25 protein-coding genes are annotated in these 26790 nt (G+C 62.6%); 7 read left to right on the top strand and 18 right to left on the bottom strand.

The genetic code is table 11. The annotated features are described in order from the left end of the window. Positions 1–35: 35 nt before the first annotated feature. The 17 genes from sctQ to GH656_RS09145 all read right to left on the bottom strand — a co-directional run bounded on the left by sctQ (position 36) and on the right by GH656_RS09145 (position 15601). Positions 36–1295 carry a type III secretion system cytoplasmic ring protein SctQ gene (gene sctQ / locus GH656_RS09225; protein ID WP_174769730.1) on the bottom strand — a complete coding sequence of 420 codons (1260 nt, stop codon included), beginning with the start codon at positions 1293–1295 and terminating at the stop codon, positions 36–38. Further along, a complete protein-coding gene (locus tag GH656_RS09220; protein ID WP_153075600.1) occupies positions 1240–2028 on the bottom strand; it encodes a hypothetical protein in 789 nt (262 codons plus the stop codon). Before GH656_RS09220 ends, sctQ begins: the two co-directional genes overlap by 56 nt. Next, positions 2025–2771, bottom strand: a complete 747-nt coding sequence (locus tag GH656_RS09215; RefSeq protein ID WP_153075599.1) for a hypothetical protein — start codon at positions 2769–2771, stop codon at positions 2025–2027. The genes GH656_RS09220 and GH656_RS09215 overlap by 4 nt, the downstream gene beginning before the upstream one ends. Further along, positions 2771–4129: a type III secretion system ATPase SctN gene (sctN, locus tag GH656_RS09210; protein ID WP_153075598.1), complete on the bottom strand. Its 1359-nt coding sequence runs from the start codon at positions 4127–4129 to the stop codon at positions 2771–2773. The genes GH656_RS09215 and sctN overlap by 1 nt, the downstream gene beginning before the upstream one ends. Then, positions 4126–4863, bottom strand: a complete 738-nt coding sequence (locus tag GH656_RS09205; protein WP_153075597.1) for an HrpE/YscL family type III secretion apparatus protein — start codon at positions 4861–4863, stop codon at positions 4126–4128. Before GH656_RS09205 ends, sctN begins: the two co-directional genes overlap by 4 nt. Beyond that, positions 4851–5507: a hypothetical protein gene (locus GH656_RS09200; RefSeq protein ID WP_153075596.1), complete on the bottom strand. Its 657-nt coding sequence runs from the start codon at positions 5505–5507 to the stop codon at positions 4851–4853. The genes GH656_RS09205 and GH656_RS09200 overlap by 13 nt, the downstream gene beginning before the upstream one ends. A gap of 14 nt (positions 5508–5521) precedes the next feature. Then, the gene (gene sctJ / locus GH656_RS09195; RefSeq protein WP_153075595.1) at positions 5522–6397 is read right to left on the bottom strand and encodes a type III secretion system inner membrane ring lipoprotein SctJ; all 876 of its coding nucleotides are present in this window, start codon (positions 6395–6397) and stop codon (positions 5522–5524) included. Beyond that, a complete protein-coding gene (gene sctI, locus GH656_RS09190; RefSeq protein WP_153075594.1) occupies positions 6394–6870 on the bottom strand; it encodes a type III secretion system inner rod subunit SctI in 477 nt (158 codons plus the stop codon). The genes sctJ and sctI overlap by 4 nt, the downstream gene beginning before the upstream one ends. Before the next feature lie 115 nt (positions 6871–6985). Continuing rightward, on the bottom strand, positions 6986–7396 hold the full coding sequence (locus GH656_RS09185) for a tetratricopeptide repeat protein (RefSeq protein ID WP_153075593.1): 411 nt from the start codon (positions 7394–7396) through the stop codon (positions 6986–6988). Continuing rightward, the gene (locus GH656_RS09180) at positions 7365–7880 is read right to left on the bottom strand and encodes a hypothetical protein (RefSeq protein ID WP_153075592.1); all 516 of its coding nucleotides are present in this window, start codon (positions 7878–7880) and stop codon (positions 7365–7367) included. Before GH656_RS09180 ends, GH656_RS09185 begins: the two co-directional genes overlap by 32 nt. Further along, the gene (locus GH656_RS09175) at positions 7877–9346 is read right to left on the bottom strand and encodes a hypothetical protein (RefSeq protein ID WP_153075591.1); all 1470 of its coding nucleotides are present in this window, start codon (positions 9344–9346) and stop codon (positions 7877–7879) included. The genes GH656_RS09180 and GH656_RS09175 overlap by 4 nt, the downstream gene beginning before the upstream one ends. Positions 9347–9429: 83 nt before the next feature. Then, positions 9430–10857 (bottom strand): type III secretion system translocon subunit SseC family protein, encoded by a 1428-nt coding sequence (gene sctE, locus GH656_RS09170; protein ID WP_153075590.1) that lies wholly within the window; start codon positions 10855–10857, stop codon positions 9430–9432. Then, positions 10854–11390: a SycD/LcrH family type III secretion system chaperone gene (locus GH656_RS09165; protein WP_174769729.1), complete on the bottom strand. Its 537-nt coding sequence runs from the start codon at positions 11388–11390 to the stop codon at positions 10854–10856. The genes sctE and GH656_RS09165 overlap by 4 nt, the downstream gene beginning before the upstream one ends. Positions 11391–11674: 284 nt before the next feature. After that, a complete protein-coding gene (locus GH656_RS09160) occupies positions 11675–12658 on the bottom strand; it encodes a hypothetical protein (RefSeq protein WP_153075588.1) in 984 nt (327 codons plus the stop codon). Positions 12659–13022: 364 nt separating this feature from the next. Continuing rightward, positions 13023–14093 (bottom strand): hypothetical protein, encoded by a 1071-nt coding sequence (locus GH656_RS09155; protein WP_153075587.1) that lies wholly within the window; start codon positions 14091–14093, stop codon positions 13023–13025. 143 nt (positions 14094–14236) lie between these two features. Continuing rightward, the gene (locus tag GH656_RS09150) at positions 14237–15046 is read right to left on the bottom strand and encodes a hypothetical protein (RefSeq protein ID WP_153075586.1); all 810 of its coding nucleotides are present in this window, start codon (positions 15044–15046) and stop codon (positions 14237–14239) included. A 201-nt stretch (positions 15047–15247) separates the two neighbouring features. Then, the gene (locus GH656_RS09145) at positions 15248–15601 is read right to left on the bottom strand and encodes a hypothetical protein (RefSeq protein WP_153075585.1); all 354 of its coding nucleotides are present in this window, start codon (positions 15599–15601) and stop codon (positions 15248–15250) included. Positions 15602–15827: 226 nt separating this feature from the next. Between GH656_RS09145 and GH656_RS09140 the strand changes: the two genes are divergently transcribed. Beyond that, entirely contained in the window at positions 15828–16472 is a 645-nt protein-coding gene (locus GH656_RS09140; RefSeq protein ID WP_153075584.1) for a response regulator transcription factor, read from the top strand. Positions 16473–16582: 110 nt separating this feature from the next. Here GH656_RS09140 and GH656_RS09135 read toward each other — a convergent pair whose 3' ends face one another. Next, positions 16583–18472 (bottom strand): ATP-binding response regulator, encoded by a 1890-nt coding sequence (locus GH656_RS09135; protein WP_153075583.1) that lies wholly within the window; start codon positions 18470–18472, stop codon positions 16583–16585. A 407-nt stretch (positions 18473–18879) separates the two neighbouring features. On the opposite strand from GH656_RS09135, the gene GH656_RS09130 reads away from it, so the two are divergent. The 6 genes from GH656_RS09130 to tssC all read left to right on the top strand — a co-directional run bounded on the left by GH656_RS09130 (position 18880) and on the right by tssC (position 26756). Continuing rightward, a complete protein-coding gene (locus GH656_RS09130; RefSeq protein WP_246184298.1) occupies positions 18880–19617 on the top strand; it encodes an RNA polymerase sigma factor in 738 nt (245 codons plus the stop codon). Between the two features lie 247 nt (positions 19618–19864). Beyond that, positions 19865–20659, top strand: a complete 795-nt coding sequence (locus tag GH656_RS09125) for a lytic transglycosylase domain-containing protein (protein WP_246184237.1) — start codon at positions 19865–19867, stop codon at positions 20657–20659. Beyond that, positions 20646–22511 carry a serine hydrolase gene (locus GH656_RS09120; RefSeq protein WP_153075582.1) on the top strand — a complete coding sequence of 622 codons (1866 nt, stop codon included), beginning with the start codon at positions 20646–20648 and terminating at the stop codon, positions 22509–22511. The genes GH656_RS09125 and GH656_RS09120 overlap by 14 nt, the downstream gene beginning before the upstream one ends. 404 nt (positions 22512–22915) lie before the next feature. After that, positions 22916–24661, top strand: a complete 1746-nt coding sequence (gene tssA / locus GH656_RS09115; RefSeq protein ID WP_153075581.1) for a type VI secretion system protein TssA — start codon at positions 22916–22918, stop codon at positions 24659–24661. 23 nt (positions 24662–24684) lie between these two features. Further along, positions 24685–25263: a type VI secretion system contractile sheath small subunit gene (gene tssB / locus GH656_RS09110; RefSeq protein WP_153075580.1), complete on the top strand. Its 579-nt coding sequence runs from the start codon at positions 24685–24687 to the stop codon at positions 25261–25263. Further along, positions 25260–26756, top strand: a complete 1497-nt coding sequence (gene tssC / locus GH656_RS09105) for a type VI secretion system contractile sheath large subunit (protein WP_153075579.1) — start codon at positions 25260–25262, stop codon at positions 26754–26756. Before tssB ends, tssC begins: the two co-directional genes overlap by 4 nt. The last annotated feature ends 34 nt before the right edge of the window (positions 26757–26790 follow it).

Raw genomic sequence — 26790 nt, 5'->3', positions numbered from 1 at the left:
TGTTAGCGCGAGGCCAACCGGATCGACCGGGAGGTTCACGAGAGCTCTCCCTCAAGAGCGATCCTCACGATTGACACGCCGAGCCGCCCGTCAATGTCGACTAGCTCACCGATGCCGAGCAGCACGCCATTGGCGCGAATCGACACGGCTTCGCTCAGCGGCCGTTCCAGCTCAATCACGCTGCCGGGGGTGAGGGTGCGGAGCTGCGACAGCGGCATGTTGCAACTGCCGAGGTCGAAATCGAGCGTCACGGGCACGCGTTCCAGCGCTTCCAGCACCGCTTGCTGTGAGGGCTCGCCGCCGCTGAGCAGCGGCTCGTCGTCGTAAGAAGGCGTGGCGTGGGTGCTGGGATGCGAGGCATGCAGGTGTGCCTGGGTGTCGTCGGCATCGTCGTATGTCTCAGCGTCGGTGTCGGTATCCAGCTCGGGTTGGTCGGCGTATTCCATGGTGGGGTGCAGTCCTCGGGTGACAACGAGATGCTGGCCGTCGCATCGGGCATGCCATGCCAGACCGGGACCAGCGGAAATGTGGAGTTCGCGGTTGTGCCACTGGCTGGCTTGCACCAGCAGCACGTCGTAGGGACGCAGCGCGTTGAAGGCGCGCCGGGTGAGACGTGTTTGCCCCACCTTGAGCCGTTGCGGCAATGGCAGGTGGGCCAGCGTGCGGGGCGTGGGCCGCTCCATGCTGGGGCGGTTCAGCAGTTTGGCTAGCAGCAGATGACCTGCGAGATCGCTATGCAGCTCGCCACTGAGCGCGGCCAGCCCGGCCGAGGTGCCCGGGCCGTGCGCATGCCAGCGATAGCGGAACGGCAGCGCGGCCGGAGGCTCGCCAGTGTCGGCCAGGGCTTCTGGCACGCCGCGCACTTCGAGGCCGCTTTGCCGCAGAAAGTCCTGCATCCAGTATTCGAAGGCGATCAGCCGCAGTACCGGGCTGCCGGGCGTGGCGGGCAGCGCGCCGAAGGTTTCGAGCAAAAACCGTTCGGCCATGTCGGCGGCGCAAAACAGGTTGAAGCGGCATTCGGACCAGTGCAGCGCACTGAATAGCGGGGCGCTGGGGCTGGGCTCGCTGTGCTGCAGTGGCAGCGGCACGAGGGTGATACGCCAGCCGTTGGCAGCACAGAGTTCCAGGTCAAGCGCGCGCTGGGCGATGGCGGTGCGCGCCAGCGCTTCGTTGCGCGCTAGCCGGGGCAGCCGCAAGGGCGTGGCCGTGGCTGTGGCCTGCTGGGACGGAAAAGCGAGGTTATTCATCATCTGGCTGGTAGAGGCCGCGCGCTTCAAGAGTGGCTTGCCTGCCATGGCTGATCTGCACCATGACATCGCGCTCAAGACGGGCGGCGAGTTTGTCTGCGAGTACGTAACGCTGGGTGCCTAGCCGCTCGTAAGGGGCCTTGAGGTGGCACTGGAAGGCGACCCACAAGGTGCTGCCGTCGTCGTTCAGGCTGAGCGTGACGCCGGGTAGCGTGTCGGTCTTGAGTTCGGCCATCAGAGTCGAATGACGGCCGCCATCGGCGTCGGTCCAGAGCCGTTCAACGGCGCTGATTACCAGTTCGAGATCGAGTGCCTGGCGGGTGGCGGTGTAGCGGCTGGCGTTGTCGTCGCTGGCGTGCGAGCTGACCCCGGGCCGCATCAGGCGCAGCAGGTCGCCCATGCCGTGCGGTTGCGGTGTGCCCGCAGCGGCCGTGCTGGCGAGCGGGTTGTTGCTGGGGTTCTGGTTGTCGCGCCCGGAGGAATCGTCGCGCTGGTCACTGCCCGTGCTGGTATTGCTGTCGTCGCGGCCGCCAGGCCGCTTGAGCCTCGCGGCGCGTTCGGCTTCGTCCAGCAGGGATAGCGTTTCCGTCAGGCTGGCCTCGGGGTTGCCGCTGTCGGACTGAAGCGCGCGGCGAAAACGTTCGCGGTCACCTTGTTCCAGCTCGTTTGGCGCATTGATGGCAGAGGGGTGGCCGGATGCCACGCTCTTGTCACGCTGTTGCGTCTCGTCCTCACGCCGGCTGGGCGGGCGCGGAGGCTGCTGCTGCACGGGGGTTGTCATCGAGCTGCTCCCAGAGAATTGGCTTCGGCCGCGCCGCTGGCATCGCTGGCATCGTCAGTGGCGGGCGTGTGGGTTGAGTAGTGCGGGTTAGCGAGCGGGCCGGTCTGGGCCTTGGCCCAGGGGGAAGGGGCCGCGCTGCTGCTGCCGGGCTCTGGCTGAGCCGCCGCGCGGGACGCGCGCACCGGCTCTTGTGCTGTGCCGCTGTTGCCGCCGCTGCCGGCTTCGGCTTCGGCTTCGCGCGCGTCGTGCAGAGCGAGTTGCTGATGCAGTTGCAGCGCTACTTCGTCGAGCTCGTTGTCTTCCAGCCGGGTGACGCGTACGCCATCGGCCCTGGCGATGCTCGTGACGGTGTCTTCCAGTTTCTGCTGGCGCCGGCGTACCTGGTGATACACATTGCGCGCCTGTATTTCTTCTGCGCGCGCTTCCTGCAGTTTTTGTTCGCTTTCTTTCGCGGCCTCGCGCAGACGTGCCAGCTCTTCGTACTTCGCGCTGATGCGGGCGTTGTTGTCCTTGACCTTGCGCTCGGTGGCGGGTTCCGCGCTCAGTTCGCGGTCGAGCATGGTGACGAACGCTTTCGCTGCGGTGGTCTGCTGCTCGACGCGCTGCCGCAGTTCTTCGGTTTCGTGTTGAGCCGCCTGGGTCGCTGCGCGGGCAAAGCGCAGCTTTTCCGCGCTGTCGTCAGCCCGTTTGCCGACGATCTGGCAGACCCCGGTGAGTGCGTTCGATCCCGTTTTGATACTCATCAGCCGTTCCTTCGGCGCGACCGGCCGCCGCCGCTGCCAGCCAGTGCGGACAGATGCTGCAGGGTGTCGCCATACGATGAATGTTCATCAGTTTCCTGACGCAGGAATGCGCGGATATGGTCGATCTTTTCGACCGCCTCATCGGCCAGCGGGTCGCTGCCGCTTTTGTACTCGCCGATCTTCACCAGCAGTTCGACTTCCTGGTACTTGGCCAGCAGCTCGCGCAGGCGGCGCGCATCGTTTTGATGGTCGCGCTCGACAATTGAGCTCATCACGCGGCTGACTGAAGCCAGCACGTCAATCGCGGGGTAATGGTTGGCGTTGGCGAGTTCGCGTGAGAGCACGATGTGGCCGTCCAGAATCGAGCGGGTTTCATCGGCCACGGGTTCGGTCATGTCATCGCCTTCCACCAGCACCGTGTACATCGCGGTGATCGAGCCCGAGAGCGTCGCGCCTGGGCGCTCCATCAGCTTGGGCAAGGTGGCGAAGACCGATGGCGGATAGCCGCGCCGGGTTGGCGGCTCGCCGGCGGCGAGGCCGATTTCGCGCAGCGCCCGGGCAAAGCGGGTGACCGAATCCATCAGCAGCAGCACTTTCTTGCCGCGGTCGCGGAAGTATTCAGCGATGGCGGTGGCGACATAGGCCGCCTTGACCCGTTCCATCGATGATTTGTCCGAGGTCGCGCACACCACCACGGCCTTTTTCAGCCCTTCGGGGCCCAGGTCACGGTCGATGAATTCGCGCACTTCGCGGCCCCGCTCGCCAATCAACGCGATCACGGTGACATCGACTTCCGCGCCTTTGGCCAGCATCCCCAGCAGGGTGGATTTACCGCCACCGGCGGCGGCGAAAATGCCAATCCGCTGGCCTTCGCCGCAGGTCAGCATGCCGTCGAACGCGCGCACGCCTAGCGGCAGCGGGGTGTCGATCACGCGCCGCTCCAGCGGATGGGGCGCGTCGGCGTAGACCGGATAGGTGGTGTCCGGGCGCAGGAGACCATGTGTCGCCTGGTCGAGCGGCTGGCCGAGGCCATCCAGCACACGGCCCAGCAGGCCTTCGCCGACCGGTACTTCGTGTGCCTTGCCGGTGGGAATGACTTCGGTGAATGACGAGATCCCGTGGGTGCTGCCCAGCGGTGTGAGCAGCGCGGCATCACGGGTCAGACCGATGACTTCGGCGTGCATCTCAAGCGGCTCGCCGGGGTTGCGCAAGCGGCAGATCTCACCGATCCGCACCGATGGCGCGGTGGCGCGAATCAGCGTGCCGACCACCTGCATCACGCGGCCCTTGAACTGGATCAGTTCGGCGTCCTGCACGGCAAGCGCCATCAAATCCATGATGTGGCCGTACTGTTTCATCGCAGCTCTCTAGGGTCCGGCACTGAACTGGCGTAGCCGCCATTCGACTCGCCTAGCCCGTGATGGTGCTTGGGCTCGCCGCTGCTATGGCCTGCGCCCAGCACCTTGACGAAAGCGGTGCGCAGCGCTTCGAGCTGAGTTTCGAGCGAGGTTTCGATAAAGCCGAGATCGGATTCGAGGATGCAGCTATCGGGGGCGATATGCGTGTCGGGCTGCACATGCACGGCGCGGATATGCGGGTAGGCCGAGAGGATTTCGTCGAGTTGCGGCTGGATCAGGTCGGCTTGCGAGGGCGACAGGCGCAGCGTGAGCTGCGGCTGGGTGCGGGCGGCGGCCAGCACGCTGCGCACCACGTCGGCCACGCGCTGGTGCTCCGGGGTGTCGCACACGATGCGTCGCACCGCGCTTAGCACCAGTTCGACCATGCGGGTTTCGACCTGTTCGAGATAGCCGAGTGAGCTGGCGACTTGCTCGATCATGTGCATCGCGTGCTCGCGCCTGGCCGCTTCGCGGCCATCGGCGTAACCGCGTTCGCGCATTTCGTCGTAAGCGTCCTGCGCGGCGCGCGCCAGGCGGCTGGCTTCGGCCTGGGCATCGGCCAGCATCTGGTGGGCGTCATTCAACTGCCACACGGCTTCGCGTGGAATCACCGTCTGGCCGGGTGGGTGGCGCACCGTGCGGCGCTCTTCGTCAAGGGTGTCGGGCAAGGCCGGCTGACGGCTCAGGAAAACCATACGGGCTCCAGCTGGCGGGCAACATCAAGCGAGACGGACCAGGCGAGCAAGGGGTCCATTTCGCTACGGATTGAGACGGTCGGGCGGCGCAACTGCCAGCGCCATGCCAGCCGTGGGGGCACCATCGATTGCGCCCGGTGCAGGCAGGCCAGCCCAAGCGGGGCCATGGCCTGGGCGAGTTGTTCGCTATCCCAGCTGTCGGCTTCGGCATGCAGAAAAGCCTCATTGACCGGCTGGCGCTGGGCAAAGCGCACCGCGTCGAGCATGTCGCGTGCGGCAAACGGTGCCAGCAGGGTGCGGCTGACCCGGCGGCGCAACGGCTGCGCCAGTTGCAGCGCGCCCAGATGGGTGGCGATGTGCATTTGCTGGGCGGCATCAAGGCTGGCGTACCAGATCATGTCGAGGTTGCAGTCCAGCTCCGGGCTGGCCGCTTCCAGATCGGCATAGCCCAGCAGCAAGCAGCGTGACCATGGCCGCGCGTCATAAGGCAGGGTGGCCCGCACCGGATCAGCGTCAACCCGCAGCGCTCGCGCTACCCGCGATGGCAGCGCGCCATGAGCGGGATTCAGCGCGAAATCCACTAACGCTGGCACGCGTGCACGATGCATCTCGAAAATGGTGCGCCAGAGAGCGGAGCAGAACATGGGCGGCGCTCCCGCTAATCGCTGGTGGGTTCAGACGGGCTGGGGCGGCGCAGCGATGGCAGGCTGCCTGCATTGCCGCGCAGCGCATAGGCCAGCGCGCCGAGGGTGATGAGCAACGCGCCGCCGAGCAGCGTGGCCAGCAGCCAGAAGGATTCGGGTGCGACGCGCACGCCCAGCAGGTCACGCATTTGCGCGGGGCGGGCGTTGAACACCGGAGCGGCGACGCCAGGCACGAACACAAACGAGATCTTGTCGGGCGACAGGCCCGGGATGCTGTCAGCGATCAGGCGGCGCATTTGCGGCTGGAGCGTGTCGAGCGGCGAATCGGGCCGGTACTTGATGAAAATCGCGGCTGACGACGGCGGTGGAGGGGCATCGCCTCGCGTGGTTTGCTCCGGCAGCACGATGTGAACCCGCGCCGCGAGCACGCCATCAATCTTGCTCAGCGTGAACGACAGCTCTTGCGACATCGCGTAGACATAGCGCGCACGCTCTTCGATCGGCGATGAAATCAGCCCATCCTTGCGGAACACATCACCGAAGCTCACGTGCTGGTCGCGCGGCAGCCCCTGGCTTTGCAGCAGCGAGACTGCCTGGGCGACCCGGTTGTTATCGACGCGCACGGTCGCCCCGGTCTTGCTGATCTCTTTGTCTGCGCCGATGCCCGCGCTGAGCAGCACCGCGAGCATGTCGTTGGCCTCGTTTTCCTGCAGCCCGGAGAGCAGTTCAGTGCGGCTGCTGCAGGCGCTCAGCACGAACGCCGACAGCACGATCAGCGCGGTGCGGCGGCGTGGCAGCAAGCGTGCGAGCCAGGACAGCCAGGCGAGGGGGGACGGGCGGCCAAATGCATGGCTGGATGGGCAGCTGGATGAGCGGAAACGTGAGTTCATTGCATCTTCAGTAGTTGATCGACATCCTGCGACGCCTTGGCGACGGCCTTGGTGACCAGTTCGGTCTGGTACGACCACGACACTAGCGACATCTGCACCCGCATGATTTCGTGCATGGAGTTGATGTTGCTGGAGAGGGCTTTGTCCGCGACGCGGAAGTTGTTGTCCATCGAGTTCGACACGCCTTGCAGCTTGTCGATGATGCGCGCTCCGATAGGCGTGCTGGCCAGCCCGGTGTCGCCGGTGCTTGAGCCAATGCCCGCGCTGGAGGGGGCACCCGTGGCACTGGTGGGCGTGATGCTGGGGGGCGGTGCGGCACCTGCTAGCGCGCTGCGAAACGCTTCGAGCGTGGCTGGGGTGGGCGCAGGTGGGACCGCGACAGGCGCGGCGAGGGCCGCGTTTGAGGCAGCGCCATCCGCTGCGCCCGATAGCGCATCAAGGGCTTGCGCACTGACAAGAGGGGCGGCGGACATGATCGACTTCTCCGGAATAACCAGGTGAAACAGATAAGCAGCAAACAAAGCAGCCAGCAAACTAGCCAATCAACCTCAGGGCCTGAAGCGGCCCTGCATGCAGCCTGGATGCGCGCTAGCGCACTGGGCTGGCGAGCAACGTGTTAGCCAGACGCTGCTCGGCGGGGGCGACATCGGTGCGCTGGACGATTTCACTGAGCAGTTTTTCGCTACGGTGGTTTTCACCCGACTGGCGGTGCGCCAGCGCGAGAAAGGTCTGCAACGTCACGTCGGTCGGGCATGCCGGCGTGGCATGACGCTGCAGAAACTGCGCGGCATCGGCGGGGCGTCCGGCATTCATCAACGCCACCGCGACACCGATATACGGAAACGGCGCGCCAGGCCGAAGCAGACGCAACGCTTCGAAAATTTCCGTCGCGTGACGCAGGGCTCCGATACTGGCGGCGATGAACCCAATGCTGGTGAGCAAGCGGATTTCATCGCTGTCCAGCGGTTCATTCACCGGGTTGGACACGGGTTTCTTCATGATGGGTTTCCAGAGCAGATAGAACAGAGTGCAGCTGTTGCAAGCGCGTGAGCGCTGCGGGTGAACCGCTTGCCGGATCATGCTCGGCAAGCGCCTGGCGAATGGTGCGCAGCGCCAGTGGCCGTTGCCCGAGTGCCAGTTGGCACTCGGCCATACGCAAGCCGTAGGTCGAGGAATTGCCACCCAGCGCCAGCGCGAACTGGTATTGCTGCAGCGCATCCTCATGCTGCTCGTGCAGTTGCAAGGCACGGGCCAGCCCATAACGCCAGCCCAAAGTAGTGGGGGCGTGCATCACGAGCAGGCGATAGAGATCAATCGCCTCGCGGTAGCGAGACTGACTGAGCACCATGTGGGCGAGATACTCGATTCTGTCGAGCGTCTCGCGGGGCAAAGGCATGCCCGCCGCGTACGCCGCCAGACGACGCTTGAGCAGATCAAAAGCGTGTTCTGGCGTCTCCGTCAGTGTCGTGGCGGCGGTGGTCATGCGTGGCCGCTGATGCTGCCGAGTTTGCCGAGCGAGTCGATCAATTGCCCTTCCACCTGGAAGAGGGTGTTGACCGTGTCCCGCGCCTGCTGCCCTAAGGTGGCTTCTCTCGAGGCCTCGAAGTCGGCTTGCGTTTTCATCGAGTCAGTGCGTTGAGCGGACGACTGTTCAGCTTTTGCCTGAGAGTCATAAATAGCGCCACCGACACTGCCGCTGCCGGAGAGCGCGCTAGCAATGGCGCTGCCATAACTGGAAAGCAGTTGGGCCTTGGTGGTGGCCGCACTGAAGGCTTGCTCGCGCTTCAATTTGGCGCTAGCGGCCTGCGGGTCAAGCAGGTCTGCGCCTTTGCGTTTCAGCCCTTGTGCGGGTTCCGGGTTTTTGCCACTGTCCGTTACCTCACTGCTGGTTTGCTGCTGTGGCAGCGCGGAGATGTCCTGCTCGTCGGATGGCTTATCGAGGTTCACTTCGACATCCACTTCGACATTGCTGTCAGCCAGAACGCTGGTCTCCGATGTCTCTTCCTCGGTGTGGCTTGACGGAGGGGTGGGTTCTTCGTTGAGGTTGAGGTCCTGGTCGAGCTCGTCGTCACCGCTGGGCACCAAGTCACCATTCGACAGCTGCATCTCGTCGGCCCCATCCATCGGGGAACCGGTGGACTGGTTGCCATTGGCGCTTTGCTGCTCTGCGGTAAGCGGGTTGGATGCCAGTTCGTGTGTTTGTTGCGCCTGCTGTGTCTGCTGTGTCTGGCTGTTCGCGGAAATATTCTCCGAGATGTTTTCTATCGTCTGGGTCGAATTTTCCGGCGTTCCTGCGATATCGACTGCCGGTGTCGTGCCAGAGAGGCTGTTGACTGGCGTGGCGAGTTCGTTGAGCGGCGCATTGAGGCTGTTGGCTGGTTCGGCCACTTCTGCCGGTTCCATGCTGTTTTTGGCTTCGTTCGCGGCGCTTGATTGCCCAACGCAGAACCCCAGCGACACCAGGCTGCTGGTAATGCCCATCGCGCCGTTCACGCAGCCGCTAATCAGATCGTCCTTGGCCGCTTTTACCAGGTCGTCGGCCTTGTCATTGTTTGCCGCCACCGCCTGTTGCGTGGCCAGCTCCTGAGCCATCATTCTTTTGGCCTGGACGTCTTGCATCTCCTCTTCCAGCGCGCCGAGATCCTGCATGATTTGGCGCAACTGCATGCCGGAGTTGCTGTATCTCACGCGGTCGCCCGCAAGTGCAGGAGAGGTGAGGGTGGCAGGGCTGGGGGTGCCGAGCTGTTCCTGGTCAATCGTGGCGTTGAGTACGGCTGGGTTCAGCAGTGCCTGGTCGTCCAGGGCGTCGTTAGCCTGAGCAGCGATCAGCGCCGCGCCGTGCAGCGCGTGATGAGGGCGCGCTGTGTGCGCCGGTGCCTTGAGTTCAGGCACATCGGTCAAGTGCTTGCTGGCAAACGTATTGATGGAATTCTGTGTCATCGAAGCCATGATGAAATCCTTTGAAAACGATTTAGATCAAGCAGTCAGGCGTGCCAGCCCGAAGGCTGGCAGCAGCAGTTAGCGCAGAGCGTTCAGGATCCGTTTGGAACCATGGCCTGGCGTGCTGCGAGTGACGCGTTTTGCATGATCTGCGTCGACAATCTGGCGGAACCATTGAGCGCATTCAGAATGGTTTGCGTCAACGTCAAGGCATTGCTGTTGAGCAACTGGAGGAACTGAATCTGGCCATCCAGCTTGCTGTTGTCGGCTTTCTCGGTGTCGGCCTTGTATTGCAGCGTGGAGGCGTTGATCCTCATGCCGCCGGTGGTGATGTTGCCGCCACTGCTCACCACTTGCTGGCCGATGTTGAGTGCCTGAGCCATCAGCTTCGTCAACTGCACGCTCCGGTCGCTCAGGTTGCCCAGGCCGCCTTGCACCAGGTTCTGCATTTTGCTGATGACACTGTCAATCGTCGGCAGCTTGCTGCTGAGTTTGCTCGCGTCGGCGACAGCGCTTTCGCCCTTGGTTGCGGCGTTTTCGATATCCACGGCAGCGTCTGTGGTATCGACGACTGCACCTTCAATCTTGACTGCTGCACTGGCGCTGGATGCGCCTGCTGTCATTACGATCGAAACCACGCCAATGGCGATGCTGAACGCTGCGGTGAAGGCTCCAGCGACGATGCCCTGTGTGGTGCTGTCAGCACCGGCCAGCTCAGCAATGCCGCCAAAGATGTCGCCAAATGACGAGGGGTTCACCAACGCGACGTAAGTCACCGTCAGAGCGACGCCGACAAGGACCTTGCTCAGGCCTTCAGCCGTGTGGGACGGCACGTGCATGAGTTCCAGCAAATCCGCGACGCCGTGCTCAAGCGGCCCGGTGGGGTCGAGCGCCGGGCCGCCATTGGCCTGGCTGATGGTGCTGGCCATATCAAGGCTGGCCGAGACCAGGCCGATCACGGCCAGTCCCAACAGCGGAGCGGCGGCTCCGCCCGTCACGCCGGACAGCGCCACGGCGGCGGCCACGCCAATCACCGCGCCCACGACTTCGGCGACCTTGGTGAGCCATTTGAGTGTTGAAGGCACCTGCGCTTCGTCAGCTTTTTGCTGCGCGGCCAGTTGCTTTTGAATCTCCGCGATCTGCGCTTCCTGCAGATCCTGAGTTTCCTGATTGGCTTTTTTCGCTTGATCGAGGGTGGATCCGGCGAGCGATTCGTAATTGGAGTTTTCTGCCTGGTTGAGCAGAATCATGATCGCCTGGAGGTCCTGCGTGCGCTCGGTATAGATTTTGATCGGATGGGGATCCGGCGAGTGCTCGTTGGGGAGTGCGATGTCAACCTTGCGGCGCTTGGCGGCCGGCGCAGGCGTGGCCGGTTCCGGCGCGAGGTGCAGCGTTTTTTTCGCGTCGTCTTGAGACAACTTGACGGCATTCGCGGCCTGGACGGCTGCACCTTGCGGCAGCGTGGTCTGGTCCGGCAGATAAGACGTCGAAATTGGCTTGGCTAAGATTGGAGCGTTCATACGGCTTCCTTTTGGGAGGATTCGCGCGACAGCAAATCGAACATTGCCTGTGCGCGGTCAAAAAATGCATGGCGTTTTCCCGTTTTTGCGCCATCCATCAAAATTGCCTGAAACCCTTCACGGGCTTCGCTGGTGCGCCCCATTTGCAGCAGGCACTCAGCGAGGTGGAACGCGGGGGCGGGATCATTCAGATCCAGCGTCGCGCAGACCACGTAGTACTTCAGCGCTTCTTCATAGCGGTCGAGCATTTGCAGCGTGGCACCAAAGGCCATCACGAAACGCCGGTCCAGAAAATTACGTGAGAGCAAAAAACCAAACACTTGGAGTGCTTCGAGATATTCGTCTTGCTGGTACAAGCGGTGGCCCAGCGCATAGAGGGTTTCATAGCCATCCGGCGTGAAGCCTTGCAGCGTGCCCGGGGTGACGCCATTAAAAACCGAGACCATGGCCTCCGATACGGCTTGCTGAATGGGATTCAGCGCCTCGGAGGCAGCTTGCTGAATGGGGGATTGCGGAAACTTACTGGTAGTCATGGCAAGCGCCTGCATCTCATTGCGTAGCGGTGTGCCTGAAGCGTTGAGGCATGGGGTCCATGCGCCAAACATCTCAGGCGGCAAAGGGGGTAGACCGGTTTTGCTGGCTTTGCAGCCATCTGCATCCTGCAATCAGCCCTGGCACCAGGCGGTTCTGGCTGCCCCGTGCCAGGGGTTTCAACGCATAAGTAACAATTGGCAGGAAAGCGTTCCATGGTTTTGTGCTTTTCCTTTTCCTGCCCGCTGGTTGCGCTGGTTGCGCTGGTTGCGCCGGTTACGTTGGCTCAGATCAGGCGGAACACGCTGGCGATGAGCTGCAGCATGGTTTGCAAGGTTTGCCCGGCGGTGTTGATGCTGGTCAGGTATTGCTGCGACGCACTGTTCATGGTGTTCATGCTCTGGTTGTTGTTCGTCGCCAGGTTGCTCATGTTGCTGTTCAGCGTGCTGATCCAGGTATTGATCTGCTGCACGGTGGCCTTGAACCCGCCGCTGCCGTCGTAGGTCACCGCTTTGTTCGTTTCTGGGTCCGTGTTGGGAAGTCCCAGGATGACTCTCATAAATATGATTGAGACCGTGCTGTCGTCCTTCCAGCCTGGCGGCGGCCCATACGTGCCGGCATACTGGTCTGCTTCACCAGCTTTGGGAGGGCGGCCAAGCGCCTGGTAGGCCCACCAGTAGGCAAACGTGCCTTGTGGCCAGGCAAGCGGCTTGCCGCTGGCGTCCACCCCGAGGGTCGAAAAGTCGATGCCGGTGAGTGATTCAGCGCTGTCCAGCTTGCTCGCATCTGAGCCCGGGATGCTGTTTTGCAGCATCGTGACGACCGCTTGGGTCAGCCGGATCATCCAGGCGTTCTGGTCCATCTCGTGCTTGAGCTGTACGAACGAGTTTTGCTGCACGTCTACGCTGCCTTCCTGGCTTTTCAGCATGGCCATCTGGATACAGAAGTTCGACAGCGCTGGAACCAGCGAGGCAGGCAACGCGTAACCTTGCCGCTGGCTGGCCGGGGTATCAGAGAGGGGGAGCGGCGCGGCGAAATCTGGCTTGTTGTGCTCAGGCGGGCGCGGCATGTCATCGGCGGGGCGGGCAGGGACGAAGCCGTCGAGGCTGGGGCCGGGCTTGGCGGGGGCGCAGGCTGCACCGGCACCGTTGGTGAGCGGCGTGTCCAGCAGCCCGTACAGGTCCTGCGTGTCGTAGCCGGCGCTAGGGGCCGGCGTATCGAGCGGGTCGCTAGAGGGATCTTCGTGTGCCGTGCGGGCACCATCGCTCACCAGCCGGATGAGATCCCGGTGTACCGTCCGCGAAACAGGCCCGGTGGGGATCGGCGCGTCAAGAACGGCTTTGCTTATTTTAAAAGCTAGATCCGGTTTGACGGCGGGCTCTCGTGTAGACAAGAGGGTGTGTCCGATGAGTGTGCTGTTATGCATACATGAACTCCACTACATAAAGAGTTGCCAGCTATCACTTCGATTTCGCCAGAGATTCCGGACGAGCGCCGCCGCACGCGCGTGACGGCTGGGTGCAACTTAAACGGCTTGAGCGGCTTGAACGGCTTGCATGCATGGAGTGCGTGCCGCGCCGTGGATGCCTTGCCAAGGGCAGCCGGAGGCAGCGAGCGGGGCACGCCCCCGGGGCTTACATCTTGCTGATAACAGTGGATTTGGTGGTGAAGCACTTTTCCTGAATCTGCGCGACCTGGGTCACCTCGTTCTGGTACTCGCCCACGGCCTCCTGCATATCCAGCCCGTCTTTGGAGTTACTCGCGGTCAGCTCACCGGCGGTGGTCTGCTGCTGGTCGATCCAGGCTTTGAGCTGGGTGCCGGTTACGGAGATCTGGGCGTCTGTGCCTGTACCCACTGTGATCACTGGCGTTGTGCCGGCAGTGGGGTCGCTAACCGTCGGGGCGTTGCCTGCTGCGCCGATGTTGAGCACGTACTGCAGAAAATGCTGGGTGACGACGCTATCCTGCGTGCCCGCGGGCGGTCCCTTGTCCGGCAGACCGTTGTCGGGATTCCATGCGCCAGCGGGCCAGGTGAAGGGCTGGCCATCCGGCCCTGGGCTGAGTGGCCCGAAGTCTATTGGAGCCAACTGGTTGTATTTGGAATCGTCGGGATTCATGTCGCTGTTTTGCATCGCGGCGATGCCCGCCTGCACCAGCTTGGCCTGATAGGTGCGGGCATCCATCGAGATGGTGTACTGCTTGATGGTGGTTTGCTGGATGCTCATGCTATCGAGCCCCATCATCAGCATTGCTATGCCGATGTTGAAGTTGCTGAGATCCGGCACGCTCGAAGCGGGTGCCCCTGCTGCTGCCTCCAGGCTGGCGCCGACCGATGACTGGCGGCTGCTGCCGAGGCCTTTGTGCTTCGGCGTTCCGGGTTCTGGCTGCTGCTGCGCTGGGCTGCGGCTGCTGAACAGTTTGGCCTGGACCTTGGCGTCGCCAGTCGGGGTCGAAGCGGGCTGATGCGCCTGGCTGTCGTGATCGTCCGGGTCGTCGATGCCAAATTCGCGTTGCAGGTCTTCCCGGTACTGCTGGACGCGCACACTGACCGACTCCGGTTTTTTGGCCTTGTAGCTTGACTTCTGCTGACTCGCGCCTTTGGCAACGTGTTTTTGTTTTTCGTGGTGAACCCGAACGTGCCGTTCATGGTCGACCGGGGCTGGTACCGCGCTCTGGGCGGGGCGGCTGTCGATTGGTGCGCTCATCGTGAGCTCCAGTAGAAAAAGTGGAAAAACGAGAATTCAACGGCGGTGCTTGATAACACCAGAGACACCAGAGGCACCAAGGATTCCATGCCGCCTGGCATCAGGCTCGGCGGCATGGGGTTGAGCCCCTTGGTGCCGGGACGTTATTCGCCGCCGGTATAGATCGCGTTCTGGCCGCGGGTGAACGTGTCAAGTGCCGCTGCGGCCTGGGAGCATGAGTTATTGAGTTGCGAGGAGATCTGGTTGAGTTGCTGCGCGTCTTGCTTGTCGCTGTTGACGAGGCCGCTTTGCATGGTCTGCAGGATGCTCACCCATGCCCGGATTTGCCTGATGCGGGCATCGGCGGCATGGCCGTGTTTGCCGGTAGAAGGCCCGCGTGTGTCGCTGGAGCCTTGCCAGTCGAAGCCAAACATCTGCTCCAGAAATTCCTTGCTGGTGCGGCTGGTGTACCAGAGATGATCCTGGTGGGCTGGCGTGCCATAGGGGGTTGGATTGAACGCGACAGGATTGCCATCGGGATCTTTCAGGTTCGAGTAGTCAATCGGACCTAGCGGATCGAAGACGTCGCCGCTTGAATTGATATCGCTGGCCTGAATCGAGCCGTTCAGCATGGTGATGGCAGCTTCCATCACTTGCCGTTGAAACGCGCGCTCTTTCATCGATCGTTCATACGATGCCGCGATGTTTTTTTCTGATTTCATGTCTTCGACCTGGGCGTCGACGATGATCAGCACTTCAGCGCATTTTTTTCCCAGCGCACTGCTCTGTTCGGGCGTGATGGCAAAGCCGTCGCGCCGCAACCGGGCGGCTGGGCTATTGTCCTGGGTGTTCGGCGTTGCCAGGCTGGGGCGCGGGTTCGCCGCTGCGGCTGAGCGGGAAGATTCCGCTGCGGCAGGGCTAAGCGTTGGCCGACGGTCTTGGGCGTGATCGAAACTCGCTGGCGAGTTGAGCATAGCGATACTCCAGTGGTGAAACAGACTGGCCGGAAAGCAGGTTTGCAGTGCTGCTCTGGCCATCAAAAACAGACTTGGCCGCGGCGCGCTGGGTGCGTCACATACGGCTTCACACACGGCTTTAAGCGCGGCTTTAAATACGGTTGCAAAGGTAGTTTCAAGTACGGCTTCAAACGCAGTTTCAAGCGCCGCTTCAAACGCTTAAGCGAGATTGCGTTGCGGCCGTTTGCGCACTGGTTTTGGCTCAGCGGGGGCGCTGGCTTCGGCCGTGGCGCTTTTTAGCGGCGCGGTGGCGATGGAGTTATCCGGCAGATCCGGGGACGTCGCCAGTTCTTCGATGCTGACGCTGAGCGCATGGGCTTGGGCAAACATTTCTGGTTCCAGATCCGGGACGTAGGTTTGCACCAGCTCGATCATTTCCATGAAATCACGGTTGGATTCAGCGAGGGTCTCGTTGGCGGCCCGCATCCTGGCATGCGCCTCCGCCACAATTTGTTCGTTCTCAGCAATCGCAATCTGAAGCGGTGACAACGGTGTAGCGCTGGAATTAGTCATGGCAGTCGTATCTGGAGTTGTACGTGCAGCGTAAGTAACGCTTTATGCCATTCGGGTTCCATTCTTGCTGCAAAAATCTTTCTGTGATCTAGCAGGCTCGCCTCCAGCGGGCCAGGATGCTATCGTGCCAGGACATTATTGAGATTGCGTAAGCGGCGAAACCGGCTACGGCCGGGGCAACGGATGCCAGTTTGTGCAGTGCAACGCAACGAGGAAGACGACACACATGGCAACCGCGTTACTGGTGGACGATCACGCGATGTTTCGGGAAGGACTGGCGCTGGCGCTGGAGCAGGGTGAGCCGACCCTGCGGATTCAGACGGTATCGAGCGGCGAGGAAGCCGTGCGGGCGCTGGGGACGATTGCGGATTTGTCGATTGTGCTGATGGATTACTACTTGCCCGATATGAACGGCACCACCCTGGTGGAACGTTTGCGGCGCACCCGGCCCGGCGCGCCGGTGCTGGTGCTATCGGCTTCGGATGACCCCGAGGACTATCGCAGCGCACTGGCGGCAGGGGCCTGCGGTTTTATCCATAAATCGTCGGATAGCGCGGTGCTGCTGGATGCGGTGCGGCGTGTGCTGCGCGGGGAGGCACTGTCATCGCAGCCGTTTCCGCGCGCGGCGCTGCGGGTGCAAAACGACGCGGATGCGGTGGTGCTCAAGCTGACGCAACGTCAGCGCGAGGTGCTTGGATTGCTGTGTGAAGGCTTGCGCAATGGCGCTATTGCCGAGCGCCTGAGCATGACGGAAAAGACTGTGAAAGCGCATGTGTCGGCGATTTTCATGACGCTCGATGTGCCGAGCCGCACTCAGGCGGTGCTGGTGGCGATGCGCTCGCAGGTGTACCGGGATCGGAAGGACCGGTGAGGCGGGGGTAAGGTCAACGATAAAGCCCTTGATTAGGGCTTTATTGCCTTCATTGCTTGCTAAAACACTTCCACTTCCACGGTCCCGGTTTTTCAGCCTCCGCTTGGCTTTCAGCCTCCGCTTGCTAGCCCCGTCATGTTGTCCGCAGACGTGGCCACTGCCACTGGCGTTGCTACCGTTGCCACCGCTCCCCCCTCAACCACTTCCCCATTGCCCGGATTGAGCGCCGCGCGCTGCTCCAGCAGGGCGGTGGCCAGCGCATGCAACTGGGCGGGCTCGATCGGCTTGTGCAGCAGGGGCCAGCCGCGGGCTTCGGCTTCAGCCAGACGTCCTGGCGTGTTGTCCGCACTAATCAGAATCGCGGGAATCTGGTCGTCGTTGTATTCCTCGTGCAGCCGTTCGATCACGTCGATACCGGTGTCGTGCTGGCGCAGCCGGTAATCGCTGACCACCAGATCGGGCTTGTCCTCGCAGGTGCGGGTCAGCTCCAGCATCTCGTTGAGGCCTTCTGCCGCCAGCGCGCGAAAGCCCCAGGTTTCAAACAGCAGGCGTAAGCCCTCGCGGTTTTCGAGGTCGTCTTCGATCACGTACACCAGCTTGTCGTGCGTTTGCCGCCCGCGTGGTTCATGCGCCTGGTGTGTGGGCAGGCCTACCAGCACTACCTGGCTGGCGAGACCGGCAGGCAGGGTCAGCGCGAAAACGCTGCCTTTACCCACCAGCGAGCGCAGTGTCAGCGGATGGTTCAGCAGGTGCGCGGCGCGCTGCACAATCGCTAGCCCTAGCCCCAGGCCTTTGTTGCGGTCCCGCTCCGGGTTGCTCAACTGGTGGAACTCCCAGAAGATTTTTTCCTTATCCTGCTCGGCGATGCCCGGGCCCGTATCCCAGACTTCGATGCACAGCGCGCCGCCGCGCCTGCGCCACGCCAGCAGGATGCCGCCGTCGCGGGTGTGGCGGATCGCGTTGTCGACCAGGTTGCGCACGATTTGCCCCACCAGCACCGGGTCAGACCACGCCGCCGGTGCGCCGCCGCGCACGCGCAGGATCAGGTTTTTGTCGGCCGCGCGTACGGCGAATTCGAGCTTGATGTCGTCGAACAGCGCGCTGAGCGCGAAGTGCCGCCGCGCGGGCCGCACCACACCCGCGTCGAGCCGCGAGATATTCAGCAGCGCATCGAACAGCGAGCCCATCGCGCTGACCGCACGCGAAATGCTGGCCACCAGATGACGGCTTTTAGGGTTCAGGGTTTGTTCACGCAGCACGCCCAGATACAGGCTCAGCGCATGCACCGGCTGGCGCAGATCGTGGCTGGCGGCAGCGAGAAAACGGGACTTGGCCTGGTCGCTGCGCTCGGCGGCGTCTTTTTCGAGCTGCAGGTTTTTCAGCAAGGCGAGGTTTTCGAAGCGCAGCACCAGCGAGTCGATCTGGGTGCGGTGAATCCGGTAAGAAAACACCAGCGTGGCCAGCAGATACAGCGCGCAGGCGGCCGCCAGAATGTTATCGAGCGTGCCTGAGACAAGCGCTAGCGCCCCGAGCGTCGGCACGAAAAAAGGCAGCTGGAAGCCGTACAGCACCGGCAGCCAGACGCTGTAGGCGGACATCGCCCCGGTGGAGAGTGCCAGCAGCGCGACGATGATGAACATCTGCACCGACTGGGGCGAGTGCAGCATCCAGTAGCCCGAGGGCAGGCCCCATAGCAGCCCGGCGGTGACTGCACCGGCGAACATCCATAGCCGCCAGCGGCGCATCGCGGCCGGATTGTCCTGAGCCCGGTCATAGCGCCGGTTCAGCGTGTAGCGCAATAGCGCCAGCCCCACTTGCGCCCCGAGCCAGAGCTGCACCTGCGCGGCAAAAGCCTGCGCCACGATGATCGAAAACATCACGCACGCCACCAGGCCGCACACCAGCGCGAACGGAAAGTTATTCCGCAGGATCTGCATCTGCGCCGCGTGTACCTGAGCGGCACACGAAAGCGGTATCGCTTCGCGCGGTAGAAAACGCATGAAATCTCCTCAGGTGGCCGCTGCTTCGAGTGTGTTGGTGCGTCTTGCTGGGTTTTTCTGGGTCTTGCTGGTTTTGCCGCTGGCCGGTGCTCGCGCGAGCTGTCAAGAGTGCGTTTTACGCTCTGGCAGCCCGTGCAGCAAGGCTTTTGAAGATTTATGCGCGACTAGGACTTTAGTCCGATGCGCGCCGCATTTATGCCCCTTAGTATCAGTTTCAGTTCTCGGACCGGACGCGCCAACCCAGCGCAGATCAAGTCAGATGAGACCAGAGGCAGTGCAGCAGCAACGTGCTGTTTGAGCGAAAGATGGCCACGGCAACAAGGCTTAACCAGCCTGAATGGCAAGACGACCGTGTTCCAGAGGCGAGACGCCTTTTAGCTGAGAAGGATAACGGGGAAGTGCAAGTCATGATCGAAACCGATGCATTCCTGAGTCCGGCGCTGTTGTGCCCGGAAGCCCTCGATGACATGGACGACAGGGAGCCAGTTGCTGCCATGGACGATATCGACGACCTCGATGATCTGGGCGATATCCCAGATATCGACGCCCTCACTGAAGATTTCACCGAAAGCCTGGCACTAGCTGGAGCAGGCACGGGCACAGGCAGCACGGCCGCTGAGCGCGAAAAACTGTTTCGTGAGCTGGTGGGCCAGCATGGCAAGCGTCTTTACCACTTCGTGCTGCGCCGTATCGGTAGCGTGTTCGATGCTGAAGAGCTGACCCAGCAAGCCTTCGTCGAAGCCGCCAAAGCCTACGAGACCTACCGTGGCGAAGCCAAGCTCTCGACCTGGCTCTATGGCATTGCGATGAACCTGGTGCGCAATCACCTGAACCGTTGCCCGGAACGCCGCTACAAATTCGAAAGCGCTGACGAAAGCATGTTCGACGGCGCCGGTCATGAAAGCGAGAGCCTCGAAAGCACCGTAGGCCGTAAGCAGCAATTCAAGCTGCTGTGGCAGGAACTGGGCGATCTGCCTGCCGAAATGCGCGAAGTGCTGATGCTGGTTGGGGTGAAGGAGATGAGCTACGAAGAAGCCAGCGTGATGCTCAGCATCCCGGTTGGCACCGTGCGCAGCCGCCTTTCGCGCGCACGCTCGACGCTGCGCAGCAAGCTCTCCGACTGCGGCTGGGATATCAGCGAATAACTTTGTCCGATGCCGGCCTCATATCAATCTCTCCTATCGCACCAGTTTCACCTCCGTCTCTGGCCGGAAGCACGGCCGGAGACGGGGCAGTGCGGGGTGGCTCAGATCTGTTCGGGGCCGCATGCCTGTCTCTGGATGCCGCCCCCAGCTCAACTTCTTTAGTTCATCCCTCTTAGCCCACTCTCAACGCATCCTTCGCACCTTCCGCACCCTCATTAACCGCGCTGTTGCCTATCCGGTAGTGACCATGAATTCATCCGTGACGATGGCCGCTGTGCTAGCGGCGCTGGTTGCAGTGACGATGCCCACGGCGCATGCCGAGGTGTACGCCTGCGTCGCGGGTGATGGCGCGCGTTACATGTCGAACCGCCAGACCGATGAGTGCTATGCGCTGGTCGTCGGCGCGCCGGTTCATGGCGCTGCGCGTGGCAGCCAGACTGTGGCCGCGCGCGCTGGGCAGTCGCGCTTGCAGCCGTACCAGCAGGCACGCCTGCTGTCTGGCTCGCGCCCGGTCACGCTGAGTTCCGTTTCTGTTGCCGCTGCGCCTCGTCCCGCTCGTCCTCTGCCGAATGTGCAAGCCACCTGGCAGCGCGCCTCAACTTATGGCGCGCTGATCGCTGATGCCGCGCAAGCCTATGGCGTCGATCCTTATTTGCTCACTGCCGTGATCTCGGTGGAGTCGGGCTTTAATCCGCTCGCGGTGTCGCCCAAGGGCGCAGTCGGCCTGATGCAACTGATCCCGGCCACTGGCATGCGCTATGGCATCGCGGGGGCGAACCAGGCCAGCGTGTCACAGCAACTGGCGGACCCCGCCGCGAATATCCACGCTGGCGCGCGTTACTTGAGCGACTTGCTGCGGCGCTACCCAGGCAATCTGAAACTGGTGCTGGCGGCCTATAACGCGGGCGAAGGCGCGGTGCAGAAATACAACGAGCAGATCCCGCCTTATGAAGAAACCCGCGCGTATGTCGTGCGGGTGCTCGGCCACTACCAGCAACTGATGGATCTTCCCCAAGGAAACTCGCGTCATGAAATTCAGTAAGAGTGTGGCGCTTGCTGCTGCGTTGATGAGCGTGCGGGGCACGCTGCCGCGCCGCAGGCTGGCTGCATCAGGCGCGCCTGGCCGCTGGTCCGGTGCGGCGCGCCAGCCTGGCCGTGTGAGCTTGCGTGCGCAGCGTCTTGGTTTGATCTTGCTGCTGGTGTTGTGGTTCGCCGGTGCCTCGGCTGTGCTGGCGCAGCCAGTGGATGGGGTAATGGGCAACCAGGTGCGGGGTTATCAGGCAGGCAATCAGGTGCCGGGTTATCAAGCTGGCGACCAGGCGCGGGGTTATCAGGCAGGCAATCAGGTGCCGGGTTATCAAGCAGGGAATCAGGTGCCGGGTTATCAAGCGGGGAATCAGGCGCAGGGTTATCAAGCAGGCAATCAGGTGCCGGGTTATCAAGCAGGGAATCAGGCGCGGGGTTATCAAGCAGGCAATCAGGTGCCGGGTTATCAAGCGGGGAATCAGGTGCCGGGTTATCAAGCAGGCAATCAGGTGCCGGGTTATCAAGCTGGCGACCAGGCGCGGGGTTATCAGGCAGGCAATCAGGTGCCGGGTTATCAGGCAGGTAATCAGGCGCGGGGTTATCAAGCAGGTAATCAGGCGCGGGGTTATCAAGCGGGGAATCAGGCGCAGGGTTATCAAGCAGGCAACCAGGCACCGGGCTATCAAGCTGGCAACCAGCCCAGCCCAGGCGGCGGTCCGGGCTTTGGCGCGGAAGTCGAGCGCCTGTTGCAACAGGCGGTGCGTTCGACGCCGCTGGCCTCTGCTGCCGTGGTGGTGTTGCAGCACGGCCAGGTCATCAAGCGCAGCGCGTTTGGTGTGGCCAATGCCGAACTGGCCATCGCCGCTAACACCGGCACCGCGTACCGGCTCGATTCACTGACCAAGCAGTTCACCGCCGCTGCGACGATGGTGCTGGCCCAGCGCGGCGTGATTGATCTCGATGCCCCGGTGAGCCGTTATCTGACGGATGCCCCTGAGAACTGGCGCGGCATTCGCGTAATCAACCTGATGAATCACACCGCAGGTTTTCCGCATGACAGCCCAGGGCGCTTCCCGCCGATTGGAGTGCAGAACTGCGGCGATGTCTCTCGTTCATTGGGTCCGCTCTATGAAATGCGTGTGCCCGAGGGCTTTATCCCAGGCGACGCGTTCCATTACAGCAACGCGGGCTATGCGGTGCTGACGGCGGTGCTGCGCCGGGCGACGGGGCGCTGTTATTCGGAACTGCTCGACGAGTTGCTGTTCCGCCCGGCGGGCATGCATCACACCTCGCTTGACTTGCTGCATTACGCAGACCCGAACCTGGCGATTGGTTATGAGCGCGGCAACTTCGGCCTGGGCTGGAGCCGCGTGAAGCAATTGCCGTCCGCGATGGGCGCGGGTGACCTGAAAACCACGCTGAGCGATATGGCGGCCTGGGAGCGGGCGCTCGAAAGCAACACGATCCTCAATGAGCAGAGCAAACAGCGCATGTGGTCGCGCACCCGGCTCAACAACGGCCATTTTTCGTCGTATGGCCTTGGCTGGTTTATCGACATGAGCGGTGACGGCATGCGCCTGAGCCATGACGGCGTGGGCTGGGGCTACAACTCGGCGTTTTACCGCTATCCGCGCGCGGGCTTCGCCGTGGTGGTGCTGACTAACACCAAAGCCAAAGCCTCGGAGGCCGATCGCCTCGCCCAGGCGATCGCGCTGGCGTGGAACCCCAGCTTCGCTATGCGCAAACACCGGCCGAAAGCCGCTGAACTGCCTGGGCTTGCGCAGCCGGTGGCGAGCGTTGCCATCGGTGAGGACCGGCCGCCCGCGCCAGACAGCGATGGCAACTGGCGGGAGCCAGGTAGCGAGTAGGGCGCGGGTGGCGGGTGGGTGGTGAGTGATTCGCAAGTGCCGGGCAAGTGGTTAGCGAATGGTTCACACGTGACTGGCGGGTGATTAGCAAGTGATTAGCAGGTGACTGGCAAATGATTAGCCAGTGCTGCACAAGTAATCACCGCGCATCCCAAACCCCAGGCAGGAAGCCACGCAGCCGCAGTATTTGCTGCACAGCAAGAAATGATTTCGTTATTTAGCGAACTTTTCCGGCTGGTTTGTTACTTAGCGGGAAATCAATCATTGCAACTAGCGTTGACGCGACGGTTGCAGTGGTTCCCATCGAGAGTGAAAACGCCTTGCCCCAAGCTCGGCGTGGTGGCTCTCCCGGTCTTGCGCCATGGCGCGCGAGGCAGCGTAGTCAGGCAAGCACAGGTGTTCACATGCAGCAACAAGCGGGTGATGAAGTGCAGGACATGACGTGGCCCCAGGCAGCGGGCGGCGCGCTGTTGTCCGCCGCAACCATTGCGGCGTACAGCCGCGACTGCGAGCCGTTTGCCCTCGCTGAAGCCGAAATCGAATTGCTTGTGGCGGTGAGCGCCAGCCGCTCAACCAACTGGAGTCAGGTCGCCAGTGCGACTACCCAGGTGCTGACGCAGCATGGCAAGGATCTGTCTGCCGCAGTCTGGCTGACGGTCGCGTTGCTGCGCACAACTGGCTTGACGGGCCTGGCCGAAGGTGTGCGCGGGCTGCGGCAGATGGTCAGCACCTACTGGGAAGTGATGACGCCACCAGTGAACCGGGTGCGGGCACGCGATAACCAGATGCAGTGGCTGCTGGACCAGCTTGAGTTGTGCCTCGCTCCCGGGGCACAAGACAGCACCTGGCAGCCGCTCGATGCCGTGACGTATGAAGCGTTGCTGGCCGACTGGGATGCGCTCGACGCGTTCTGGAGCGAACGCCATAGCGATGGCCCAGCGCTGTTCGCCGCGCGCCGGATGCTGGCGCAATTGCCGGTGCAGGACGCCGCGCCCGTCATCGACACCGCGTCTGACAGCGCAGTAACGCCCGAAACGCAAGCTGCTGCCGCTGCTCCTTCTTCCTCTCCTTCCGCCGCCGCTGCGTCCAGTGCGAGTGGCAATGCGAGTGCCAGCACGAACACCGCATTACCCGCTGCGTTTTCCAGCGCCACGCTGCTACCGGCAGGCGGCGCGGCAGAGGCCACGCGCAGCGCCGAAGCCACGCGTGAGGCGCTTGAAGCTGCGCTCAGCGGCTGGTCCGGCTTTTTGCTGGATTGCCTTAGCGCGACGCCGGATGCCGCTTTTGCCTATCGCTTGAATCGCGTGAGCGCCTGGGCGCTGATCGACACCGTACCCCTTGCCACTGAAGCTGCGCTGACCCGCGTGCCCGCTCCGCCTGAAGCGGTGCGTGGCGTGTTCGACAGCGTGCGCGCCGGGGGCGATGCGAGCGCGCTGGTGCAGTTCTGCGAAAGCCGTCTGACGCAATTTCCGTTCTGGCTCGACCTGTGCCGCTATAGCTATGAAGCGTTGCAGCGCCTTGGCGCAAGCCAGGCTGCTGAGGCCGTGGCGCAGGACAGCCGCGCGCTGGCCGCGCGTTTGCCGGGTTTGCTGACGTTGCAGTTCGCCGATGGCTTGCCCTTTGCCGATGAAGCCACACAGCGCTGGCTCGGCACCACCCGTAACGCACCGCGCATGGCTGCGCGTCCAGCAGCGCTGGTGCCACAGACATCAAACGCAACGAGCGCAACGAACACATCAAGCGCAAACGCAGGCAGCTCTTCCCAGCCCGATGTGCTGGAAAGCACCGCTGAAGCTGCTCAAGCCGCCGCCGCCAGCGGCCAGTTAGGCGCGGCGCTGAGCACGCTCGAAAGTTACGCCCAGGCGCAGACCACGGGCCGTGAGCGCTTTCGCGCCCGGCTCGCGCAATGCGAACTCCTGAGCCAGCACGATTCATCCGAAGCGCTAGGCCGCTTCGTCGCGCCGCTGGTCGGGCAGATCGAAGCCCATGGCCTGGCGCACTGGGAACCCGAACTGGCGCGCCGCGCGCTAGTCGTCGCGGCGAGCGCACAGCTCAGCTCGCCGCTGACGGAGCAGGACCGTTGGGTGGCACAGCTAGCGTCGGTCGATCTGGCCGGGGCATGGCATTTGATATTCAACGCCGATGTTTAATTGGCCACTGTGGGGAGAAGGAAATGGCAGATAACGGATCAGTTGCGCCGAAAGAGCGCGTCAATATCGTCTACAAGAGCGAGACCGGTGGCGCTAAGGAAGAAGTCGAGCTGCCGCTCAAGCAACTGGTGCTGGGGGATTTCACGCAGCGTGAAGACAGCACACCGGTTGATCAGCGCAAGACGGTGTCGGTCGACAAAACCAATTTCAACGAAGTGCTGCGGGCCCATGGGTTGACGCTCGATCTGGCGGTGCCGAACCGCCTCGCGGGTGCGCCTGAGGCGGGTGCTGAAGAAGAGCTGATGAACGTGCATCTCGAGTTCGACAACATCCGCGCTTTCGAGCCGGACGCGATTGTCGATCAGGTGCCCGAACTACAGCAGCTCGTGCTGCTGCGCGAAGCGCTGAAGGCGCTCAAGGGGCCGCTGGGCAATCTGCCGGAATTCCGCAAGCGTTTGCAGGATCTGGTCAAGGACGAAGGCACGCGCGCGCGTCTGCTGGCTGAACTGGGCGCAAGCCATGAGGACGACGGCGGCAGTTCGGGTGAAGGCGGCAAGGGCGGTCACGAGGAAGATCAAGGCAATCAGGGGGACAAGTCATGAGCGACGAGCAACAACAAAAAGCAGCAGGGGGAGTCGCACCGTCGTCTGAAGCACAGCCGGGCGGCTCGCTGCTGGACGAACTGATTGAAGTGACCCGCGTCAAGCCCGGCGACGACGCTTATGGCGTGACGCGGCGTGGTCTGGAAGCGTTCGTCGCGGAACTGCTGGAGCCGTCGCGCAGCACGGAGAAGGTCAGCCAGTCGATGGTGGACGACATGATCGTCGCGCTCGATCGCAAGCTGTGCCGCCAGGTCGATGCGATCCTGCATCACCCGACGTTCCAGAAGGTCGAATCATCGTGGCGCTCGCTGAAGTTCCTCGTCGATCGCACGGATTTCCGCGAGAACAACAAGATCGAAATTCTCAACGTGTCGAAAGATGCGCTGCTGCAAGACTTCGAAGATGCGCCTGACGTGACCCGCTCAGCGCTCTACAAAGCCGTGTACACCACCGAGTTCGGTCAGTTCGGCGGCCAGCCGATTGCCGCGATCATCGGCAATTACGAGTTCGGCCCGGGTGGTCAGGACATCAAGCTGCTGCAGTCGATTGCCAGTGTCTCGGCGATGGCGCATGCGCCGTTTATCGCCGCAGCAGGCCCGTCGTTTTTCGGCGTCGAATCGTTTTCCGAGCTGCCGAACCTGAAAGACCTGAGCGCGGTGTTCGAAGGGCCTCAGTTCACCAAATGGAATGCGTTCCGTCAGAGCGATGACGCGCGCTTTACCGGCCTGACCGTGCCGCATTTCCTGCTGCGCGTGCCTTACGGCGAAGCGACCGTGCCCGCGAAGAAGTTCCAGTACGAAGAAGACGTCTCTGACAACAACTCGCGCTTTTTGTGGGGCAATGCGGCGTTTGCGTTTGCCAGCCGCCTGTCGGACAGCTTCGCGCAGTACCGCTGGTGCGCCAACATCATCGGGCCGCAAGGTGGCGGCACGGTGGGTGATTTGCCGATCTACAACTACGAGGCGATGGGCGAGACGCAAACCAAGATTCCAACCGAAGTGCTGGTATCTGAGCGTCGTGAGTTCGAACTGGCAGAGCAGGGGTTTATCGCGCTGACGATGCGCAAGAACACCGACAACGCCGCGTTTTTCTCCGCCAACTCGTGCCAGAAGCCGAAGTTCTTTGGCAAGACCGCTGAAGGCCGCGAAGCCGAGACCAATTACAAGCTCGGCACGCAATTGCCATACATCTTCATCGTCAGCCGCCTCGCGCACTACATCAAGGTGATCCAGCGCGAGAACATCGGCACCTGGAAGGAGCGGGGCGATCTCGAAGCTGAACTGAACAACTGGATTCGCCAGTACGTGGCGGATATGGACGACGCAACCTCGGGCGTGCGTGGCCGCCGCCCATTGCGTCAGGCAGAAATTGCCGTCTCGGATGTCGAAGGTGATCCGGGCTGGTACCGCGTGAACATGAAGGTGCGTCCGCATTTCAAGTACATGGGTGCATCGTTCACGCTTTCCCTGGTGGGCAAGCTCGACAAGGCTTGACTATCCGGTCTGAGGTAAGGGTGACGTATCGGTC

This window comes from Paraburkholderia bonniea (assembly GCF_009455625.1).
GTDB classification, from domain to species: domain Bacteria; phylum Pseudomonadota; class Gammaproteobacteria; order Burkholderiales; family Burkholderiaceae; genus Paraburkholderia; species Paraburkholderia bonniea.
Note: the sequence above shows the minus strand (reverse complement) of the source record. Positions and strands in the feature narration are given on the sequence as shown.

Coding starts and splice junctions, on each gene's coding strand:
- sctQ (WP_174769730.1), bottom strand. CDS start 1,295: ATGGCAGGCAAGCCACTCTTGAAGCGCGCGGCCTCTACCAGCCAGATG.
- GH656_RS09220 (WP_153075600.1), bottom strand. CDS start 2,028: ATGACAACCCCCGTGCAGCAGCAGCCTCCGCGCCCGCCCAGCCGGCGT.
- GH656_RS09215 (WP_153075599.1), bottom strand. CDS start 2,771: ATGAGTATCAAAACGGGATCGAACGCACTCACCGGGGTCTGCCAGATC.
- sctN (WP_153075598.1), bottom strand. CDS start 4,129: ATGAAACAGTACGGCCACATCATGGATTTGATGGCGCTTGCCGTGCAG.
- GH656_RS09205 (WP_153075597.1), bottom strand. CDS start 4,863: ATGGTTTTCCTGAGCCGTCAGCCGGCCTTGCCCGACACCCTTGACGAA.
- GH656_RS09200 (WP_153075596.1), bottom strand. CDS start 5,507: ATGTTCTGCTCCGCTCTCTGGCGCACCATTTTCGAGATGCATCGTGCA.
- sctJ (WP_153075595.1), bottom strand. CDS start 6,397: ATGAACTCACGTTTCCGCTCATCCAGCTGCCCATCCAGCCATGCATTT.
- sctI (WP_153075594.1), bottom strand. CDS start 6,870: ATGTCCGCCGCCCCTCTTGTCAGTGCGCAAGCCCTTGATGCGCTATCG.
- GH656_RS09185 (WP_153075593.1), bottom strand. CDS start 7,396: ATGAAGAAACCCGTGTCCAACCCGGTGAATGAACCGCTGGACAGCGAT.
- GH656_RS09180 (WP_153075592.1), bottom strand. CDS start 7,880: ATGACCACCGCCGCCACGACACTGACGGAGACGCCAGAACACGCTTTT.
- GH656_RS09175 (WP_153075591.1), bottom strand. CDS start 9,346: ATGGCTTCGATGACACAGAATTCCATCAATACGTTTGCCAGCAAGCAC.
- sctE (WP_153075590.1), bottom strand. CDS start 10,857: ATGAACGCTCCAATCTTAGCCAAGCCAATTTCGACGTCTTATCTGCCG.
- GH656_RS09165 (WP_174769729.1), bottom strand. CDS start 11,390: ATGACTACCAGTAAGTTTCCGCAATCCCCCATTCAGCAAGCTGCCTCC.
- GH656_RS09155 (WP_153075587.1), bottom strand. CDS start 14,093: ATGAGCGCACCAATCGACAGCCGCCCCGCCCAGAGCGCGGTACCAGCC.
- GH656_RS09150 (WP_153075586.1), bottom strand. CDS start 15,046: ATGCTCAACTCGCCAGCGAGTTTCGATCACGCCCAAGACCGTCGGCCA.
- GH656_RS09145 (WP_153075585.1), bottom strand. CDS start 15,601: ATGACTAATTCCAGCGCTACACCGTTGTCACCGCTTCAGATTGCGATT.
- GH656_RS09140 (WP_153075584.1), top strand. CDS start 15,828: ATGGCAACCGCGTTACTGGTGGACGATCACGCGATGTTTCGGGAAGGA.
- GH656_RS09135 (WP_153075583.1), bottom strand. CDS start 18,472: ATGCGTTTTCTACCGCGCGAAGCGATACCGCTTTCGTGTGCCGCTCAG.
- GH656_RS09130 (WP_246184298.1), top strand. CDS start 18,880: ATGATCGAAACCGATGCATTCCTGAGTCCGGCGCTGTTGTGCCCGGAA.
- GH656_RS09125 (WP_246184237.1), top strand. CDS start 19,865: ATGAATTCATCCGTGACGATGGCCGCTGTGCTAGCGGCGCTGGTTGCA.
- GH656_RS09120 (WP_153075582.1), top strand. CDS start 20,646: ATGAAATTCAGTAAGAGTGTGGCGCTTGCTGCTGCGTTGATGAGCGTG.
- tssA (WP_153075581.1), top strand. CDS start 22,916: ATGCAGCAACAAGCGGGTGATGAAGTGCAGGACATGACGTGGCCCCAG.
- tssB (WP_153075580.1), top strand. CDS start 24,685: ATGGCAGATAACGGATCAGTTGCGCCGAAAGAGCGCGTCAATATCGTC.
- tssC (WP_153075579.1), top strand. CDS start 25,260: ATGAGCGACGAGCAACAACAAAAAGCAGCAGGGGGAGTCGCACCGTCG.